The sequence below is a fragment of the Mycobacterium sp. genome (genome assembly GCF_965229105.1).
Classification (GTDB): Bacteria; Actinomycetota; Actinomycetes; order Mycobacteriales; family Mycobacteriaceae; genus Mycobacterium.
On sequence record NZ_OZ245858.1, the window covers coordinates 3,770,562 to 3,788,042 of the forward strand.

At 60.0% G+C, this 17,481-nt stretch carries 9 protein-coding genes and 1 pseudogene; 6 read left to right on the top strand and 4 right to left on the bottom strand.

Translation table 11 applies throughout. The annotated features are described in order from the left end of the window. Positions 1–473 precede the first annotated feature (473 nt). Positions 474–634: pseudogene (locus ADBZ9O_RS17600) on the top strand (integrase core domain-containing protein); the annotation flags it as partial. Positions 635–879: 245 nt separating this feature from the next. Here the strand turns inward: ADBZ9O_RS17600 and ADBZ9O_RS17605 are convergent. The 3 genes from ADBZ9O_RS17605 to ADBZ9O_RS17615 all read right to left on the bottom strand — a co-directional run bounded on the left by ADBZ9O_RS17605 (position 880) and on the right by ADBZ9O_RS17615 (position 3,451). Beyond that, positions 880–1,302, bottom strand: coding sequence for a hypothetical protein (locus ADBZ9O_RS17605; RefSeq protein WP_526524033.1), 423 nt, complete (start codon positions 1,300–1,302; stop codon positions 880–882). A gap of 380 nt (positions 1,303–1,682) precedes the next feature. Continuing rightward, positions 1,683–2,201 carry a hypothetical protein gene (locus tag ADBZ9O_RS17610; protein ID WP_526524035.1) on the bottom strand — a complete coding sequence of 173 codons (519 nt, stop codon included), beginning with the start codon at positions 2,199–2,201 and terminating at the stop codon, positions 1,683–1,685. Further along, positions 2,198–3,451 (bottom strand): hypothetical protein, encoded by a 1,254-nt coding sequence (locus tag ADBZ9O_RS17615; RefSeq protein WP_526524036.1) that lies wholly within the window; start codon positions 3,449–3,451, stop codon positions 2,198–2,200. Before ADBZ9O_RS17615 ends, ADBZ9O_RS17610 begins: the two co-directional genes overlap by 4 nt. A 293-nt stretch (positions 3,452–3,744) precedes the next feature. On the opposite strand from ADBZ9O_RS17615, the gene ADBZ9O_RS17620 reads away from it, so the two are divergent. Beyond that, complete coding sequence (locus ADBZ9O_RS17620; RefSeq protein ID WP_526524038.1) at positions 3,745–4,188, top strand: very short patch repair endonuclease; 444 nt, start codon at positions 3,745–3,747, stop codon at positions 4,186–4,188. Here the strand turns inward: ADBZ9O_RS17620 and ADBZ9O_RS17625 are convergent. Continuing rightward, positions 4,137–5,249 (bottom strand): DNA cytosine methyltransferase, encoded by a 1,113-nt coding sequence (locus tag ADBZ9O_RS17625; RefSeq protein WP_526524040.1) that lies wholly within the window; start codon positions 5,247–5,249, stop codon positions 4,137–4,139. The two genes, ADBZ9O_RS17620 and ADBZ9O_RS17625, sit on opposite strands and share 52 nt — an antisense overlap. A 210-nt stretch (positions 5,250–5,459) precedes the next feature. On the opposite strand from ADBZ9O_RS17625, the gene ADBZ9O_RS17630 reads away from it, so the two are divergent. The 4 genes from ADBZ9O_RS17630 to drmB all read left to right on the top strand — a co-directional run bounded on the left by ADBZ9O_RS17630 (position 5,460) and on the right by drmB (position 17,361). Then, a complete protein-coding gene (locus tag ADBZ9O_RS17630; RefSeq protein ID WP_526524042.1) occupies positions 5,460–10,130 on the top strand; it encodes a DEAD/DEAH box helicase in 4,671 nt (1,556 codons plus the stop codon). A 461-nt stretch (positions 10,131–10,591) separates the two neighbouring features. Continuing rightward, positions 10,592–12,400 (top strand): UvrD-helicase domain-containing protein, encoded by a 1,809-nt coding sequence (locus ADBZ9O_RS17635; protein WP_526524044.1) that lies wholly within the window; start codon positions 10,592–10,594, stop codon positions 12,398–12,400. 9 nt (positions 12,401–12,409) lie between these two features. Beyond that, the gene (locus tag ADBZ9O_RS17640) at positions 12,410–15,628 is read left to right on the top strand and encodes a helicase-related protein (protein WP_526524046.1); all 3,219 of its coding nucleotides are present in this window, start codon (positions 12,410–12,412) and stop codon (positions 15,626–15,628) included. Next, positions 15,625–17,361, top strand: coding sequence for a DrmB family protein (gene drmB / locus ADBZ9O_RS17645; RefSeq protein ID WP_526524048.1), 1,737 nt, complete (start codon positions 15,625–15,627; stop codon positions 17,359–17,361). The genes ADBZ9O_RS17640 and drmB overlap by 4 nt, the downstream gene beginning before the upstream one ends. Positions 17,362–17,481: the final 120 nt, after the last annotated feature.

Consider the following 17,481-nt stretch of genomic DNA (forward strand, 5'->3'; position numbering starts at 1 on the left):
AGCCTCGATCGCGGGCGGCAGCGTCGTATTAGCTGCTGTCATTTACGTAACAGCGGAGCCGCGCTCATGGGCGAGACACAGCAGTAGTTCGCTTGCATACATCCCCCGAACCCTTCGAAACTCATCCCGCAGCGGCGGTGGCCATTGGAACTGGAGGAACCATATGCGGAGGGACTGACAAAGTTAGCCGATTTAGCATTTGACTGCGACAGGTCCTAGCGAAATGGCACGGCAAGGCAGTTGTCAGTCTTGCCGGCGTGGCGTGCTTGTGCCTCAGATCTCTGCACTGGAACAAGAACATCCGCACACGGTCGAGGTCCCTTGCGGCGTGGCACGCCACACAGACTCTGCGCACGCGATGTTGTGCAGACCCGATGCTGGACAGCGGTCCGCTGCCAGCCCCTGCCTGCAGCATGGGGCTGGGGCCGGCGGTCGGATGCGACAGGAGGTGTGCGCCGACGATCGTCACCTCACTCAACTCATGGCGCTTCGACTCGCTGCGCGAACCCGCGTGATCATCGAAGACTGGCGCCGCGATTACAACGCCAACCGGCCTCATTCCGCCCACGGCGAACTCACCCCAGCCGAGTTCGCTCTACCGTGGACCACGACCCGCCAACCCCAAGCCGCATAGCGATTGGACCACCAAACGGGTCCCCCTCAGGTCTGCCCGGCGGGTATTCGTACACTTTTGCTCGGCCGCACAGTGGACTGCCATCACCGTTGAGGTGCCGCCTCCGACGCCGGTCGACCGGGACGTCTACGTAGAGACGCCGGTCTGCCCTGGTTCGCGCTCAGCAACATGAGTCCTGACGCACTTGCCGATGGCACTGGCAGCCGATCCAACGCGATCAGCCGATACCGGTTGCCGGATTTTTCCTAGTCGCAGCTTCCACACATACCGGTGACTGATCGCTCCATCCCACAATCGCAGCGGGTCCCTTCGCGTCGGACATCGCGAGAACGCGGGCCGGGAGGGCGACTTTGATTCAGCGGGTGTTCTACACACCAGGTTCCCTTACGTGAACCGCTCGCTCTACGGTCAGCTTTTTCGCCGGCTACTCGGATAACTTCGTCTTCCGAGTAGAAGCCATTCGTCGCGCCATAGTAGATGTGAAGGTCGCGACCACCATCGCGTCTCGTGGCGATGACATAAGGTTTACCGGGTTGATCGACGAAGCGATACCGTTCAATGCCGACGACCTTCGTGACCTTGCGGATGAACTCGTAATTGCCTAGGGGAATCCCGGCGGCGGACAGTGCTGCGGTGAGTGAGTCCGACACCGGGTCAACAGTAGTCAACGCATGCCTCCTTCTGTTTGAATATTCTTGGTTTTGAGCCCCGATACGGTTGTTACACATGGAGTTGCAGAAAGGCAGTCGTGCTGCATCACTTGCTGCGATGACGAGAGTGGTCGTCGCAGCTCAGCGCTGAGGCATTCGTGCTTGGCGGTTTATCGACCGTCACGGCCGTGGCTGTGGGTTAATTCGAGTTCGCATTCCTTACAGGCTCCCCGCCTTCCCGTACCTGCTCGGCGGCATCGAGCAACGCCGTATGAACGTCATTCACTCCAGTGCCTCCGACAGTGACGGCAGCAGAAGACGCCTTCCACGCGCTGAACACTGCAATCGAAAATCTCGATCTCGGAATTGCAGCGGCGAGAAAGACCGACACCGATACCTCACGTCTTGAGCAGGATTCGTGGGCAAGCGCAGGTCGACGAGTCTCTCGACAAGAATTCGGCGTAGTGCTCAATCGATGCTCTGCACGAGCCAATTCGACGCGCCGTCTCGTGGCCGCCCATATCCCAGACCGCGAGTATCCGAATCTCGTTGAGGCCAGTGATATGAGATGGCATCACCCACTGGTAAGCGGGGTCATAGCTGCCATCGATTCTCAAATTCCAACCCTCGAAGGCGACAGCGAGCAGCCCCTTGTTGATATTGGAACCCGCCCACTGCCATTGCCCCGGTGTGGCTCCAAACTCTTCCAACACTTGTCCGGTTTTGTTCGGATGCGCAGACTCCGGAAGAATCGCGACACAACGCGCTTTGGTGTGAAGTGACATCGCCACGTTCCACTCGACGAGCCGCACTGAGACAGGGTCGCCGGACATACCTGAGACAATCTCACGCACCACCGACAAGAAGTAAGCACCTGCATCGTTGGCTTGGGCTTCAGGGCTGACCACGAAGATCATTCCGAATCACTTTTTGTCGCTTCAACTTTCTCTGTGCGACCCTTTTCTGCGAGGTACTCACCGAAGCGGATCACCCCTTGCCCCGCGGCTCCGACCGCTTTTCGGGCCGAACCGGAAGCGGCGTCGATCGCGGCAGAAGCAGCATCTAACAAGCTGGGAGTGTCGACAGCTTCCCATTCCTCGACTTGATGACGCCGCGCTTCCGCGAAGCGGTCGAGTTCCTCGCGCAACTTGGAGCGCTGTTTCGCGAGTTCCCGGACGGAAAAGAAGCGGAATCCCTCGATTGCCTCTGGCTTTGCGAAGTTGTCGAGTAGCTCTTTCGCGTTGCGATAAAGCTTTCCATCTTCACTTAACTGATGGGCCAGAAGGTTTCGCGCATCATCTATCACGCGTTGAAGGTGTTCGGGCTGCCCGGCCTCAACTCGTGCGAGGCGGAGCCTCTGCCACTGGTAAAGAGAATCTTCCGCGACCACGAGCAAGCTCAGAGTTTCGCCGAGTCGACCGTCGTCGACGGCGTGACGCAACTTCTCCGCTCTTTCCTGAACTGGGAGGTCTGCGTCGAAGGACTCCAGCAACCGGGTGACGTAATTTCGGAGCTGCTCGACGGCGACGTTGAACGCCGGCCCCAGGCTTGCCAGCGCATCCCAGTCTGCGTCCGGGAGCGCACCATGCCTTTCCAGGAAATCCACCGCGCGACGGACTGAAAGGTGGTTGCCGAGTATGTCGCCGGCACGTGAGGCGTCTGCGAGGTGGAGGACAGACTCGACCTTGCCTTCCACACGACGCACCGCTTCCTCGACCTGAGCCATCGCGGCCTTCAGCGCTACCTGCGTGGCGATCAATTGCACAGCCATCATCTGCGGCGGAGCAATTGGCGCCGGCGCCCATTGAAGTTGATCGAGGAACAGGCCGTCTGTCCCTCGGGTCATCATGCGGAAGAAGCCGTCTGTCCCTGGAATCCAATTGCCCACTTTCAGGGCGTTGACACTGTCGGGATGTAGCTGCACAAATCTGCCCGAGTCGGCCAGAAACGCCGCGGCACCTGCCAGAAGTCCCGCTGCATTACTGACCGAAGACGCGTCGACCCCGACGACGCGCATCGACTTGCCTGCGACGACGCTAAGGCGCGACAGATACGAGTCGACGGCGTCGGGATCTCCGCCGATCAGCAGGCCCTCCGAATGCACCGACACCTCTACGTCGTCATCGATCGCACGCGCAGGAAGTCGGCAGCCTTCCTCGTCGCTCATAGATGTCCCCAATCATGTTTCGACCGAGTCTATGCAGAGGAGACGACACCTTCACGTCCGGATCTTCGACCCAAAGCCTCTACCCAAACGTGAATTCGGCACCGCGAATTCGAGATTGCGCCTAAAGCGACGCGCCGTTCGAGTCGCGTGCGAGTCGGCAAAGGACATCAGCCTGCCGTGATCGAGTCGGTGCTGACCGCGAGTGTGCCACTGTGGACGCTGTGATCGAGGAGTTCGCCGCTCGCCCATCGAGTAGCAGGCCGTCCGCCTCCTCGCATTCGGTTCGTTCACGCATGAGCAGGCAACGCCGTCGCGACACTCGTGCCGAGCTTCTCGTCCGACGAATTCTCCATCGACGTGGCATCCGGTACCGCGTGGATGCGAAGCCCGAGTCGGACCTCAGGTGCAAGGCGGACATCGTGTGGAAAGGGCTTCGCCTCGTCGTTTTCATCGACGGGTGCTTCTGGCACGGCTGTCCAGAACACGCGACCAGGCCCAAGTCCAACGAAGAGTGGTGGGCGCAGAAACTCGATGGCAATATTCGACGGGATCGGCGCACCGATGCCGAATTGGCGGTCCGAGGATGGACGGTGCTGCGCTTCTGGGAACACGAGCAGCCAACCGCTGTGGCGGACGCAATCTGCACTCAGCTTGCGGTCCTCCGCAAATCCGCGATTGCCCTCGATCAGTCAGAAGTGCTCACGAGGTCGGCACCTCGTTCTACGGGCTCCGACTGAATAGGGGCGAGTCGCGCCTCGGCCCACGAGGTCTTGACCGTGCGATCTAGCTCTGATCGGTCGAATCGAAGATTGAGGGCCTGTGCCAGCACGTGCACTGCGAGGCGAGGTGGTATCGCGTTACCTATTTGCTGGCCTACGTCATTACCCGACCACGGAAAATCTGACGGAAATGTCTGCAGGACACCGGCTTCGTGATGTGACAGCCGACTCCATCCGCCATTGGCGAGGCGGAGACGATTCCGCATGATCTTGCCCGTGACCGTTGCAGACGGCTCATCGGAGTGGCGCCGCCCTCGATTGCGAGGGTCCCCTCCGCTGCCATAGTTGGAGACGACAGTGAAGCTCGTGTCCCGCATGAGGGCTTGTTTCATCGAAACGCAGGGTTCCAGCCCGAGCACGGTCCGATCAATTTGGCCCTTCTTAAAATTCTGATGAGTGGGGGAAGGGAGGGTGACGTTCGTATCGCCCAGCCGGGCGATCAGGATGGCGCGGCGCCGAGTTTGCGGGACGCCGAATTCTTCGGATCGAAGGATGCCGAGCGCTACCCCATATCCGAACCGCTCGAGTACATCGCCATAGGCCTCCCAAACTGGGAGCACCGCCGGGACCTGCTCGAGGACAATAGCTGAAAACGGGCTCCCCGCCCGGAGTGCAGACAGTGCCCATCTCATCGGTTCGAGGACCAGACCGGTGCGCTCGTCCGAAAACTCACCGATGTAACCCCCGTCTTCGGGGCGATTGGGCATCTCTGTTACGTGACGGATGACGTCATCGAGTGCCCGCCTGCCGGAACCTGCTCCCGCGACTGTGAAGGTCTGACACGGTGGGCCGCCGGTGAGCACCGTTGCCTCGGGAAAGTCAGCGGGCCCATAAGCTCGGACATCGCTGTGCACGGTGTCGAGCCTGGCAGCGGCCCGCGTTGCACAGGCGTTGCCATCTAATTCGATCCCGATAGCGGGAAGTCCGAGCCACGTCGCCCCGACATCGAGTCCGCCAGGACCGGCAAAAAGGTCGATGATCCGCGGCTGACGAGCTGTCGGGGATTGTTCCTGCGGCATGGCAGTGATGCTAGCCGGCGAGTCCGTCAGCGACGATGAGGCACGGCCGTTCGTAGGAAGTCACCGACCTCCAGATTTTGTCGGCGGTGAGTGGTAGAAATCCCGGGTGCGGTTGTTAGTACCGCGAACAGGGGTTTGCTCAAAGTGACTGTGGGGGGCAGAGAAGTGGTATCCAGGGGGTGGGCTGATCCAGATCGTGCTTTGGAAGGATTGGTCGACGAGTTCCGAGATAAGTGCGTTCGGGTCTATAAAGAGGATCCCAACCGGGTCGAGGAAGATGCCGGAAAGGAACGTGGCATCGCTGAGGGCGGATACGGGCGAAAGCAGATCCAAGAGCTGGTCCAGAACGCTGCTGATGCACTGCATGGAGACGCGGGTCGTATCCAGGTGAGCTTGACTGGCGACGCACTTTACGTCGCGAACGAGGGAAAGCCCTTCGAGGATTCGGGTGTTCGGGCCTTGCTATACACCCACCTTTCAAACAAATCCGGCGCCGAGATCGGTCGGTTCGGTCTGGGGTTCAAATCGATCAGCGGTATCTCCGACAGTCCACAGATCTTCAGTCGATCAGTGTCGTTCGAGTTCAGTCGGCAGCAATCGGCCGATCAGCTGTGTAGCGAACTCGAATATCATTATGAGCCAACGGATATCCCTGCACTTCGCCTCGCGTGGCCGCTCAACCCCGCATCGGAATTTCGCGCCGACCCTGTGTTGGCGGACCTCGCTGCGTGGGCGACAACAGTCGTGAAAGTACCGCTCAAACCTGGAGTGGCACAGCAGCTGTCCGAAGAAATCAACGAATTCGACGAGTCGTTCAACCTGTTTGCGCCCCACGTGCGAATCCTCGACCTGACGGACACTGTGGGCGGAACCGAGCGCCACTTCAAAGCGGCGAAAAAGGGAAATCGCGTCACGCTCACCACAGAAGACGGTGACCGTGAGTGGTTGGTGGTGTCCTCTGATCACAAGCCGTCACCTAAGGCGCTGGAATCGGCCGGACATGCAGCTCGTCGCGAATCGGTGACCGTCAGCTGGGCCTTGCCCCTGACCGGGCGGGTCGAGTTGGGGCAGTTGTCGGCCTTCTTTCCCGTCAAATCGGACATCACTTTGAGTGGCCGAGTGAATGCGCCCTGGAAGTTGTCCGACGATCGCATCAACGCGATCGAGTGCATTTTCAATTACGAGATTCTCGCCGACGTGGTGCCGCAGTTGGTCAAGGCAGCACGCAAAGACCTTGTCGCCGACGGAGCGTTGGGCAGGTACATCGATGTCTTGCCGGCTCGCGGCAAGGAGGCGCGCAGCTGGGCTGACAAAGTTTTGAACGAGCCTGTTTTTCAGGCCTTGAGAGATTCTCGCTGTTTGCCAGATTTGGATGGCCAGCTGCGGGCGCCCAGCTCGCTTCTACGCATTCCTGAAGACGCTGCGGATCTCGCGAGTAGGTGGCTGACGATGGCCGGAAACCGCAGTGAGTGGGTCCATCCGGAGTGCACTACCAGCACCGAACGGCGTTCCAAGGTTGATCGTCTTCTGCAGGATGGAGATCGGCTCAAACCTGCAGGAAGAGTGCTTCATTGGCTCCAATCGGTTGTGGCTGACCCGACGCCGGAACAGTCGGCGGCCGCTGTCGAGTTCGCCTCTGAGCTGGTGGTCAAAGGCGGCAACACAGAGATGGACGTCCGCGATTCACGCGTCGTTCTTCTCGAGAACGGGACGTTGGCGCAACCCGCCCGCGGGCGGTGTTTCCTGCGTACAAGTGCGGCTCAGAACGGCACGTCTTTCATTGATGGCGCTGTAGCCACGCGGCCATCGACTGCTGACGCGTTGGAGCATCTCGGCATCACCGCATTCGAGGACGGCGGTGAGATGTTGCAGCTGCTGGCAGAGCTGAGGCGCACCGGCAAAGTCGATTGGGATGAACTGTGGATCGCCATGCGCGGATCCGGTGTCCGGCAAGTCCACGATGCGTTCGAAGAGGTGCTCAAGGGACATGCGGCCAAGGTTGTCCAGGTGCGAAATGGCAACGGCCGCTGGGTACTTCCACATGGATTGTATTTTGCGGGAGACTGCCTCAAGCAGCTGAAGGAGGACGGGGCCTACTTGGTCGATGGAAACTATCATGCCGCCGACCACGAGATTTTGTATCTGCTCGGCGTCAGATCGCGGCCCTCCCGATCAACAGCCCCCGAGAAAGAACGGTGGGTATCGCGCTACCAGAACGAAGTTCGGGATCGCGTCGGCGAAGAACTCGGACTTGGTGTCCAGGCGCGCCAGAACATCGAAATTGACACCATCAATTCAGTTTTGGGGCCACTTGATTGCTTACCCGATCTCAGCGTGACGAATAGAGTCGCGTTGAGCATCGCAATCATCAACGACGTCGAAGTGCCCCGCGTCCGGGTCAGTCATCCGAACGTCACCAAGGCGGCCCGTTTCGTGGCGCCCGAACTCTGGTGGACGCGGCAGTACGGGATGTTACCGACCACGCTGGGGCCAGTGCCCGTCGGCAAAGCGTTCGTCGCGGACGTGCGAAATGTCCCAGAGGGTCTCCTGCCGTCGATCACTCAGGTGGTGCTGAGTCCCGATGCTGAACGTGTATTGAAGCTGAAAAGAGAGATAGCAGAACTCAATCCATCCGATTTCAGGGCGCTGGTGCAGATACACGTCGATCGCAATGACTTTCTGCGTGTTGGCCAGGCCTACGCCTGGTGGTGCTGGACTCACAAAGAGGTCGAACCACCGGACCGCATCTGGGTGTGCAGGAACGGCCAGTGGACGGAAGAGGAGAGGACAAGCGTCGCCGTTGTCCACGGCAAGGCGGGATATGAGGAACTCAGCGAGTTCGGCATTCCCTGCGTGGTGGTCGACAGCATCGACGATGTCCACACGCTGAGCGAGTTGTGGGAGTGTCTCGAGGGTCGGCATCTACCTGTCACCTACTCCTACGAGACGAGTGCAGAGCCCGAGCTGGTCGCTGACGTCTTTCCGGTGTTGGATGCACTCGCCATCTCCGACGACCTGGAAGGTGTAATTCTCCAGAAATGCTTGTCAATCAGCAAGGTCGCTGCGGTACCGGGGCAACCCGCAGTGCAGGTTGCGTGCCTGGCGGGTCGTGAGGCGAACAGAATCCTGGTCACAGGGGCAACGGACAAAGAGGTCTTGAAACAGGCGCTCGGCTGCCTGATCTATGACGATTCTGACCGGACTGTCGACCTTTTGTTGGGCGACATGGAGCGGCTTCGAAATTCGAAACGGGTTCGTGCAATCCGCAACGCAAAGTCGGACGCCGAGCGCCTTTTGATGCTCGCGGGTGAGGAGCGACTGAGAAGCCTGGTCCCAAAGGACGCACTGACTTATCTCGCCAATGATGGCATGACCGAACCGCAAGAGCTCCGGCTCGCGGAGCTCTGCGTGACCATGCTGGGCGTACGAGCACTTGAACGTGCCTGCAAGGTGGATCCTCTCGGATTGCCTGTGACTGCTCCTTCGACCTGGGCGGGGACGTTCAACACTCGAAAGTGGGTGAAAAGTCTGGGTTTCGGCGAAGAGTGGGCCGGGCAGAAGGCTTCTCGCCGCAACAAACCGACGGAGTACGTCGATGGCCCGACCCAGCTCGACGAACTGCACGATTATCAGCAGGTGGTTTCGGGCCGCCTCCGGGCACTCCTCGCAGGCGACGGCCCCCGGCGAGGGATGATCTCGTTGCCGACTGGCGCTGGGAAGACACGAGTTGCAGTTCAGACAATCATCGAGGCGATCCGGGACGGATTGCTCGACGGGTCTGCGGCCGAGCCATCTTTCTCGGGGCCGATTCTGTGGCTCGCTGATGGTGAGGAACTCTGCGAGCAAGCAATTGATACTTGGTCGTATCTCTGGCGCGCACGCGGCCGACAGGACAGTCAACTGATTTTGAGCCGCTTCTGGTCCAGTTACGAAATGGAGGAGGAAGTGGCCGGCGTTCAGGTTGTAGTCGCGACGTGGCAGAAGATTCTCGCTCGTGCCGTCCCTGACGAGTCTTTCGCCTGGCTGGCAGAGGCGCCGATCGTGATCATCGATGAGGCACACGGTGCGTACACCCCCTCGTACACAAAGATCCTCGAATGGCTAGGTCGCGGTACGCGGGAGCGTGACAAGCCTCTGATCGGGCTGACGGCAACCCCTTTTCGCGGGCGCCGAGACAGTGACGAAACACAACGATTGCTTCGTCGCTTCGACGACAACCAGTTGGACGAGGGTGTCTTCGGAGATGTGATCCCTCAGGTCAGGTTGCAACGGGACCGGGTTCTCGCACGTGCGCGACTCGAATTCCTCGGGGGTGCATCGATCGACCTGACGGAGAGGGAACTCGAGGAGTTCCAATCCAACGGCTGGCTATCGAAGAGCGCCGAGCTTCGTCTGGGCCGGGATGAGGACCGCACCAGGACGATCGTCGAATCGGTAATGGGCAAGCCCGAGGACTGGCAGATCGTCGTGTTCGCTGCGTCTGTCGAGAGCGCGAAAACGCTGGCGACTCTACTCACGCTCAATGGCCGTCCGGCTACCTCCATCGACCAAGATACGAATCCCGAAGACCGCCGCGTTGCCATCGAACGTTTCAAATCGGGGGAGTTGAAAATATTGACCAACTACGCCGTACTGTCGCAGGGTTTTGATGCTCCCAAGACGGATGCTGTCTACATCACACGTCCGACCAGCAGTGAGGTCCGCTATCAACAGATGGTCGGCCGAGGGCTGCGCGGGCCGAAAAACGGCGGGACAGAAGAGGTCTTGATCGTCAACATGCTCGACAATATCGTCGAGTTCGGCGACAGCATCGTGTATCAGAGCGTCAAAGACATTGTGGAGTCCGGTCGCCACGAAATGCAGGCAGCATGCTTGGGGTGAAGGCGCAATCTTGTTCGATCGGAGACGTCGCGCCGCTGTCAAGTTCCGTAATCGGTTTCGCCGATGTTCATGACCTGATGCCATGAAAAAGGGATGGCGACCACGACGAACGGTTCTTTGTTCTCTGCCAAGGCATGCGCTTGGTCAAGTAGTACTCCGCGACACGCCGTTAACGCGTGCACGTACTCCGGCGCCGCAGGACAGTCGTCGATGCCGCCGACGGCGCTATGGAATCGGCGAGGTGGTTTCGAGGCCCTACGGCCGGGTTGGACCCGCCGGATCGGGCGTAAGTACTTAGAAGGTGAAGATGGCAATCTCGGGGACAGGGAAAACGCACATGCGGGAGACAGCAGCTTTTGGGGTATCGACGCTAAGAATGACTGACGTCGTTCGTGAAACATGGGCGCCCGACGTGGCGATCGAGCGCCGCCTCAGCAGTGTTCGGACTGCGGAGTACTGACGTGGCAGCTCAAGTAGTCGACCTCAACGACGAGCAACTGGAGGTCGTCGAGGCGCCCGCGGATGCGCGGTTGCTCGTGATCGCCGGCGCAGGCCAGGGAAAGACAGAGGTGGTCGTCAGTCGTATCGACAGTCTGGTTCAGAATGAAGGTCTGACAGCGTCCGAAGAAGTGCTCGTTTTGAGCTTTTCACGTGCTGCCGTGACGGCTGTGCGAACACGCCTCGATATGCGAGATGTGGGCGCAGCGAATGTGCGTACATTCGACTCATTCGCCAGTGTCTTGCTTCTTGACGCCGATATCCCCCTGGAAGGTAGTTTCGAGGCCCGGATCCGACTGGCCACTCGATTGCTCAAGGAAGCAGACGCCGCACCGCACGACGTCGAACTGGTACGCCACGTGGTGATCGACGAGGTTCAAGATCTCGTCGGGGACCGGGCAGACTTCGTGGTTGCAATCTTGAAATGGCTCGATGAGGACGCCGGAATTACTGCACTGGGTGATCCTTTGCAGGGTGTGTACGACTTTCAGCTGGACGACTCACTCAGCAAGACGTCATCCGCAGACGTATTCACTGAGCTCACCGGGACGTTTGGGTGTGAGACCGTAGGCCTGGGGAGGAACTACCGAGCCAGGGGAAAGTTCCCAAAGCAGGTGGTTGTCCTGGGAGACGCTCTCCGTGAGATTGACGACGGTGACTCGGCTGAGGATCTGCTCATCGACCTGGTGCTCGAGTTGCCTTATCGCGGCGAGATCGAGGAATGGTTTGACCTGGTCACCCCCGACAAGGGCAAGAAGTCGGCCGTGCTCTGCACGTCTAACGCCGATGTGCTTCGAGTGTCGCGGTATCTCAACGAGCGCGGCGTTGCGCACGCGGTGCGCCGCCAGGCGCAGGACTTTGGTGCGGCGAAGTGGATAGCGGGCGCGCTCGGACCTCTACCCGGCCCAAAGGAACGAAGGTCGGAGGTCGAGGCTGCGCTAGAGCGGCTGCTGGCGAAGCAGGATGCTGAACAACGGTGGATGGAGCTCAAGGCCGCCGAAGGACGCACCAGTGAGTACGACGCTTTGAATCTCTTGAGGGTGGCCAGTCTGGTCAAGGCCCGAGCGTTGCCCCTTCCATTGACTGAACCGGACCTCAGTTCAGTGATTGTGTCGACTATCCACCGTGCGAAGGGGCTCGAGTTCGACTCGGTTTACGTGGTTGACCCAACCTGGGTGCCCAACGACGAAGACAGGTGGACGAGGGTGCGTCGTGAGTACGTCGCATTGAGTCGCGCTCGTGACGAGATCTTCGTATGTCGCCTCCCACAGCCGAGCTCGATCATCAAGGCCGATCCCAAGTTGTGGGGAAGATTCAAGGAGGAGGCCTGGAGCAAAAAGAAGCGCGGCGCCAGATGGACCAAGGCGTTCGAATTTCAGTACAACGATGTCGAATCGGCCTATCCCGCAGCCTCGATTCAAGTGAACGCCAAAAAGATCCAGAAGACATTGCAGTCGGACGGTCTCATAGGCCTGGCCGTTCAGGCGCAGCTGGACGAAGATCAATCCACTGAAGGCTCCCCGTCCTTTTTGCTGTTCACCGACGACGGGCAACTCCTGGGGCGTACCAGCGCTGATTTTGATCACGCGTTCCAAAAAGCATTCAGTTGGCTGAAGAGCCCTCCGCAGATCATCGACGGCTTGTCCCTCGTCTCGGTTGAGACTGTTGCCGGCGACCCGACAGAGTCGGAGAAGGCGGGCCTCGGAAGCTCAGGGTTTTGGTTGGTGCCAAGGATCACCGGCCTGGCGCGCCCAGATCTGTCCACGACGTAGAAAGCAGCAATGTCGAATCTCACGGAGCAGTACGCCTTTCGCGACAATGTCGTCAATGAACTGATAAACGATCTAGTTGGGCCGGCTGAGGGGCCCGACGAGGTCATCACCGATTTACCACTCGACCGCTACATAGCCGGGGTCCTGTGGCCGGCCGACGATCGGCTGCAGGAGGAGGCGGAGACAGAGCCCGACAGCGCGGAGGCTGAGGAGAATGGAGCAGCAGACAGCCCCATCTCGCAAGCGTTGATGAGATATCCGACCTCGATGGGCATCACATTCTCCGTAGATTTGTCGACGGCAAAGTCAGTCCAGATCGCGATTGATGTGGCGAGGTACATTCCGTCAGTCGATGCAGGGAGTGGCGAAGGAGCCGGCTCAAAGCGTCCATCCAAGTGGCAACAGATTGCAAAGCCGGATTCCTGGCTACGCAGCCCGCAGACGATCGAACCCATCGAATGGGACGTGTCGAAGTCGGGTGCAAGAAAAATTGATGATGTCATCCCCGGGCTCCAGTTGTACGTGTACTCCCGGGTGCCGAAGAATGGCAGAGTCGCTGTGTCGGTGGCACTTCGAAACACCCAAGCGCCGCCGAAAGGCGAATTCCGAGATGCCTACGCCTGGTTCCAGGTTGGACTTGAGGTCACCTCGGTCGAGCAGGCAATCGTCGATCGATCGTCGTACGGGGTGCTCAGCAAGGACGAGGACCTGCGCTCGGCCGCCTTGCTTTATCGCAACGCAAGAGTTTTTGCGATTGGACATGGTTGCGCTGCAACCTGGAACCGCGAATCGACCGCTCAGTCCGTCGAACGCGTGGCGACGACCTTCGTGCCGAGACAAGAGGTGCCGCGAGCCCGTCCCGGCGGTACCAGCTCTGCCGTCGACCTGCGAATGTCTTTTCTGAGCAATGCAACTGACGAAGAGATCGCCGTCAACCTCGGCGCCCTGGTCGCCGAGTACCGCGAGTGGATCGACAACTTGGACACGCAGGTTCACGACGGCAAGGCCGACGTGGACGAAGGCCTCAGGGGTGTCGCTGACGAGCATGTAGCAAGGGCGCGCAACGCAGCTGACAGAATCCAAAAGGGAATCAACCTCCTCGTCGGCGACCCCGACGTCGGCCGGGCCTTTCGCTTGGCGAATGCCGCCATGCAGATGCAACGCGCCAGACAGGACTGGGTCCGTGGGGGAGCGATCGGCGCTGTCGGCGATGGCGCTGACCAAGGCTGGCGCCCATTCCAGATCGCGTACATTCTGCTGAATCTCCCGGGCCTGGCGATCCCGGAACATGAAGATCGGGGCATAGCCGACCTGCTCTGGTTTCCCACGGGCGGTGGCAAGACGGAGGCCTACCTAGGCCTCGTTGCCTTCACGATCCTGCATCGCCGACTCAAGGATCCGAAGGCGCTCGGTGTCGCCGTGATCATGCGATACACCCTGCGTCTCTTGACCATTCAGCAGTTCGAGCGCGCAACCATGCTCCTCTGCTCTCTGGAACGCCTCCGGCTGCGCGAGAATGACCTCGGTGATCGGCCGTTCTCCATCGGCCTGTGGGTCGGCAAGGCGGCAACTCCCAACACACTGGCCGAAGCGCAGAAGTCACTCAATGCCATTGCCGACGGTAAAGAGCTGCAGGAGAAGAACCCGGTTCAGCTGACACAATGTCCTTGGTGCGGAAAAGATCTCAATGAGTCGCACTACTCCGTCACCAAGACGCCCGTGGAGCGCCTCAAGATCGCCTGCGGGAACGCGGAATGCGACTTCCGCGACGGGTTGCCTGCGTACCTGGTCGACCAGGACATCTACCGGGTACGTCCTGAGCTCGTCTTGGGCACTGTCGACAAATTCGCTCAGATGGCCTGGCGTGAAGATGTGCGAAAGCTGTTCGCGCGGGATGGAATCGGTAGCCCGCCCTCGCTCATCATTCAGGACGAACTCCACCTCATCTCGGGGCCGTTGGGATCGATCGTCGGACTCTACGAGACGGCGATCGATGCCGCCTGCGGTCTCGAACTTGGTCCCGAGGGCCCTACTCGGGGTAAACCCAAGGTCATTGCATCCACGGCTACGATTCGTCGCGCCGATCGACAGATCCGGGCTGTATTCAACCGCCGCGCTGAACAGTTCCCGCCGCCGGGTATCGATCCCGATCAGTCGTTCTTCGCCGAACCTGCACCGCGAGACGGATACGGAACTCGCGAGTACGTGGGCGTGATGGCGGCCGGGACCAGCCACGCCACACTCATGGTGCGGGTCTACGCCGCCATCCTCCAGGCGGCGCAAGACATCGCAGGTAGCCCGGAAACTCGGGATCCTTACTGGACGTTGCTCGGATATTTCAACAGCCTTCGTGTACTGGGTAGTGCCAATCTTCAGGTTCAGGGCGACGTCAAGGACCGGTTGCAGCTGGTTGCGCGCCGCAAACAAGCAACAGCACGGGATCTGAGACCGGCGGTTGAGTTGACCAGCCGTGAGCCTTCTGCGAACATCCCACGAATTTTGAAGAGCCTTGAAAGGGATTGCACCTCGGGCGCTGCCAACGACGTGGTGCTCGCCACCAACATGATCTCGGTGGGCGTCGACATCGACAGGCTCGGTTTGATGGCTGTCATGGGGCAGCCTCAGTCGAGCGCTGAGTACATCCAAGCCACCAGCCGCGTTGGTCGCCAACACCCTGGTCTCGTCGTTACCATCTTCAACTCGGCTCGGTCACGCGATAGGTCGCACTACGAGAACTTCATCCCGTATCACCAAGCGCTGTATCGGGCGGTCGAGGCGACGAGTGCTACACCGTTCGCCGCACGCGCCCGCGACCGTGCCCTGCATGGTGTGCTCGTCTCACTCACACGTTTGCTCGTCGACGGGATGTCGGATGACAAGGCGGCTCGTCGCGCGTCCGATGAGTACGACAACATCACCCTCATGGCCGACCTGTTGGCGCGGCGGGCGAAAGAGGTCACGAACGCCGAAGAAGCTGCTGACACCATCAAGCAGCTCGATGAACTCGTTCGGGTGTGGACGGAAGAGGCTGAAGCGCATCCGGATATGCGGTATCAGGACAGCAGCAATTACGACGACTCGCTCCTCGTACCACCAGAGATTGCCATGACCCATGACCTGATCGAGTACTCGCAACGCGAAACCCCCTGGCCGACACTTCAGAGCATGCGTGACGTCGACGCCGAGAGCACGCTCTATCAGATCCCTGCAAGAAAGGTTCCCCGGTGAACACCGCGAAGGCGCGCCGTAGTCAGCTGCTCAGTACCTACGGTGTCGGAGGCTTATTCCCCTCTGAGTCAACAAGTTACATGATCGCAGGCCTGCACGAATGGGATGTCGATCGAGCCGAGCGCGTTCTCGAGCCGCGACTCGCGCGCGCATTGGGGGTGAAGGAATTGAAGTCACCCCCTGCCGGCGGTAAGCGAGACGTGCCGGTCATCCGCTACCCGTACACGCAAGTGTGCCCAAAGTGTCGACGCATAGGCGCATTGTCGGAACTGTCGAAGGACAAGCAAAATGCCGTATGCAAGGTCGACGGTGTTGACCTGAGCCCTTTCAGGTTGATCGGCGCGTGTCAGAGCGGCCACATGAGCGAGTTCCCCGTCTATCAATGGCTTCATAAAGATCAACAAGGCAAGATCAAGAGCGACGAACACGAGATGAAGCTGAACGTGCTCGGGCGGACGTCGTCACTGGGTGACTTGACGCTGAACTGCACCTGCGGCGTCGACGACCGAAGCCTCGAAGGTGCCATCGGAGCCGGCTCACTTGTTGAGTTCGGTAGGTGCCGGGGTCTACGCCCGTGGCTGGGCCTCGATACGCACGAGGACTGCGATCTCTACCCGCGCGTTGTTCAGCGCGGTGCGTCGAACGTCTGGTTTCCCGCAGTTCGTTCGACGATCTCCATTCCGCCCTACTCCGATGGCCTGGCGAAATTCGTCGACAAGAACTGGGAGATGGTCAAGGATCCGGCAGCCGTGATCCCCCCGGTACTCGCCGGACTCTCGGCGATGTCCAAGGGAAGGTATACAGCGGAACAGATCAAGCAGGAGATCGATCGGCGCCGCGGCGAACAGGAAGACGACGAGGAAATCACCGAGGCCAAGCTTCGCGCCGACGAGTACAAAGCCCTCGTCGAAGGACGAGTCGAGGAGGGCCTGGATTCGGACTTCGTCTGTCTGCGCCGTGACGTACCAGAGGGATTTGAATCGCTGATCACCGAAGTGCGAAAAGTGACTCGGTTGCGGGAAGTTCGTGCCCTGCAGGGATTCACGCGGCTGGACGGTGCTCCCGACCCGTCGGGGCCTGTCCAGAAGTTGTGCCCGCTATCGCCCACCCACCTGTACTGGCTTCCGGCCATCGAGGTCATAGGCGAAGGAGTATTCCTAGCGTTTCGAAAGGCGACGGTCGACGAATGGTCCGGACGAGACTTCGCAAGCAAGCGACAGCGAATTCTGCAGAAGGCATCTGATCGTGCTGCAGATGAGTATGGTCGCCCGCGTACAACAGTAGACATCATCAAAGTCGCCATCCACACGTTGTCGCACCTGATCATCGATCAACTGTCTCTGGACGCCGGCTATCCCGCAGCAGCACTACGCGAGCGGCTCTTCGTCGACGATAAGGTCGCAGGACTACTGGTCTACACGGCGAGCTCCGATTCGGCGGGAAGTCTCGGTGGCGTCGCTTCGATGGCCGAGACCGAACACTTGCAGTCCGCTCTCATCGAGGGCCTGCAACGCTTGTCGTGGTGCTCGTCGGATCCGGTGTGCATCGAGTCGACAGGTGCCGGCTCAGACGGGCTGAACCTGGCAGCATGTCACGCGTGCGTGCTGGCGCCAGAGACTTCGTGCGAAATGAACAACTGCTATTTGGACCGGGCCCTGCTCTTCGGGACTCACGATGACGGCGATGAGGAAGAGGGACTATTTCACGGACTCTTCGATCATGCCGACGCCTGAATTTGAAATGCTGCAACTGACGCGAGGACTCGGGCGACATGGCTGAAGTAGCTGCAGGCGAGCGGATCGTCGTCCGCGACGAGGAATGGCTCGTGCGGACCGTTCGCAACACCGAGCGAG

Bases quoted from the DNA above. Each gene is read 5' to 3' on its own strand.
- ADBZ9O_RS17620 (WP_526524038.1), top strand. From the start codon at position 3,745: ATGAGCAGGCAACGCCGTCGCGACACTCGTGCCGAGCTTCTCGTCCGA.
- ADBZ9O_RS17610 (WP_526524035.1), bottom strand. From the start codon at position 2,201: ATGATCTTCGTGGTCAGCCCTGAAGCCCAAGCCAACGATGCAGGTGCT.
- ADBZ9O_RS17625 (WP_526524040.1), bottom strand. From the start codon at position 5,249: ATGCCGCAGGAACAATCCCCGACAGCTCGTCAGCCGCGGATCATCGAC.
- ADBZ9O_RS17640 (WP_526524046.1), top strand. From the start codon at position 12,410: ATGTCGAATCTCACGGAGCAGTACGCCTTTCGCGACAATGTCGTCAAT.
- ADBZ9O_RS17615 (WP_526524036.1), bottom strand. From the start codon at position 3,451: ATGAGCGACGAGGAAGGCTGCCGACTTCCTGCGCGTGCGATCGATGAC.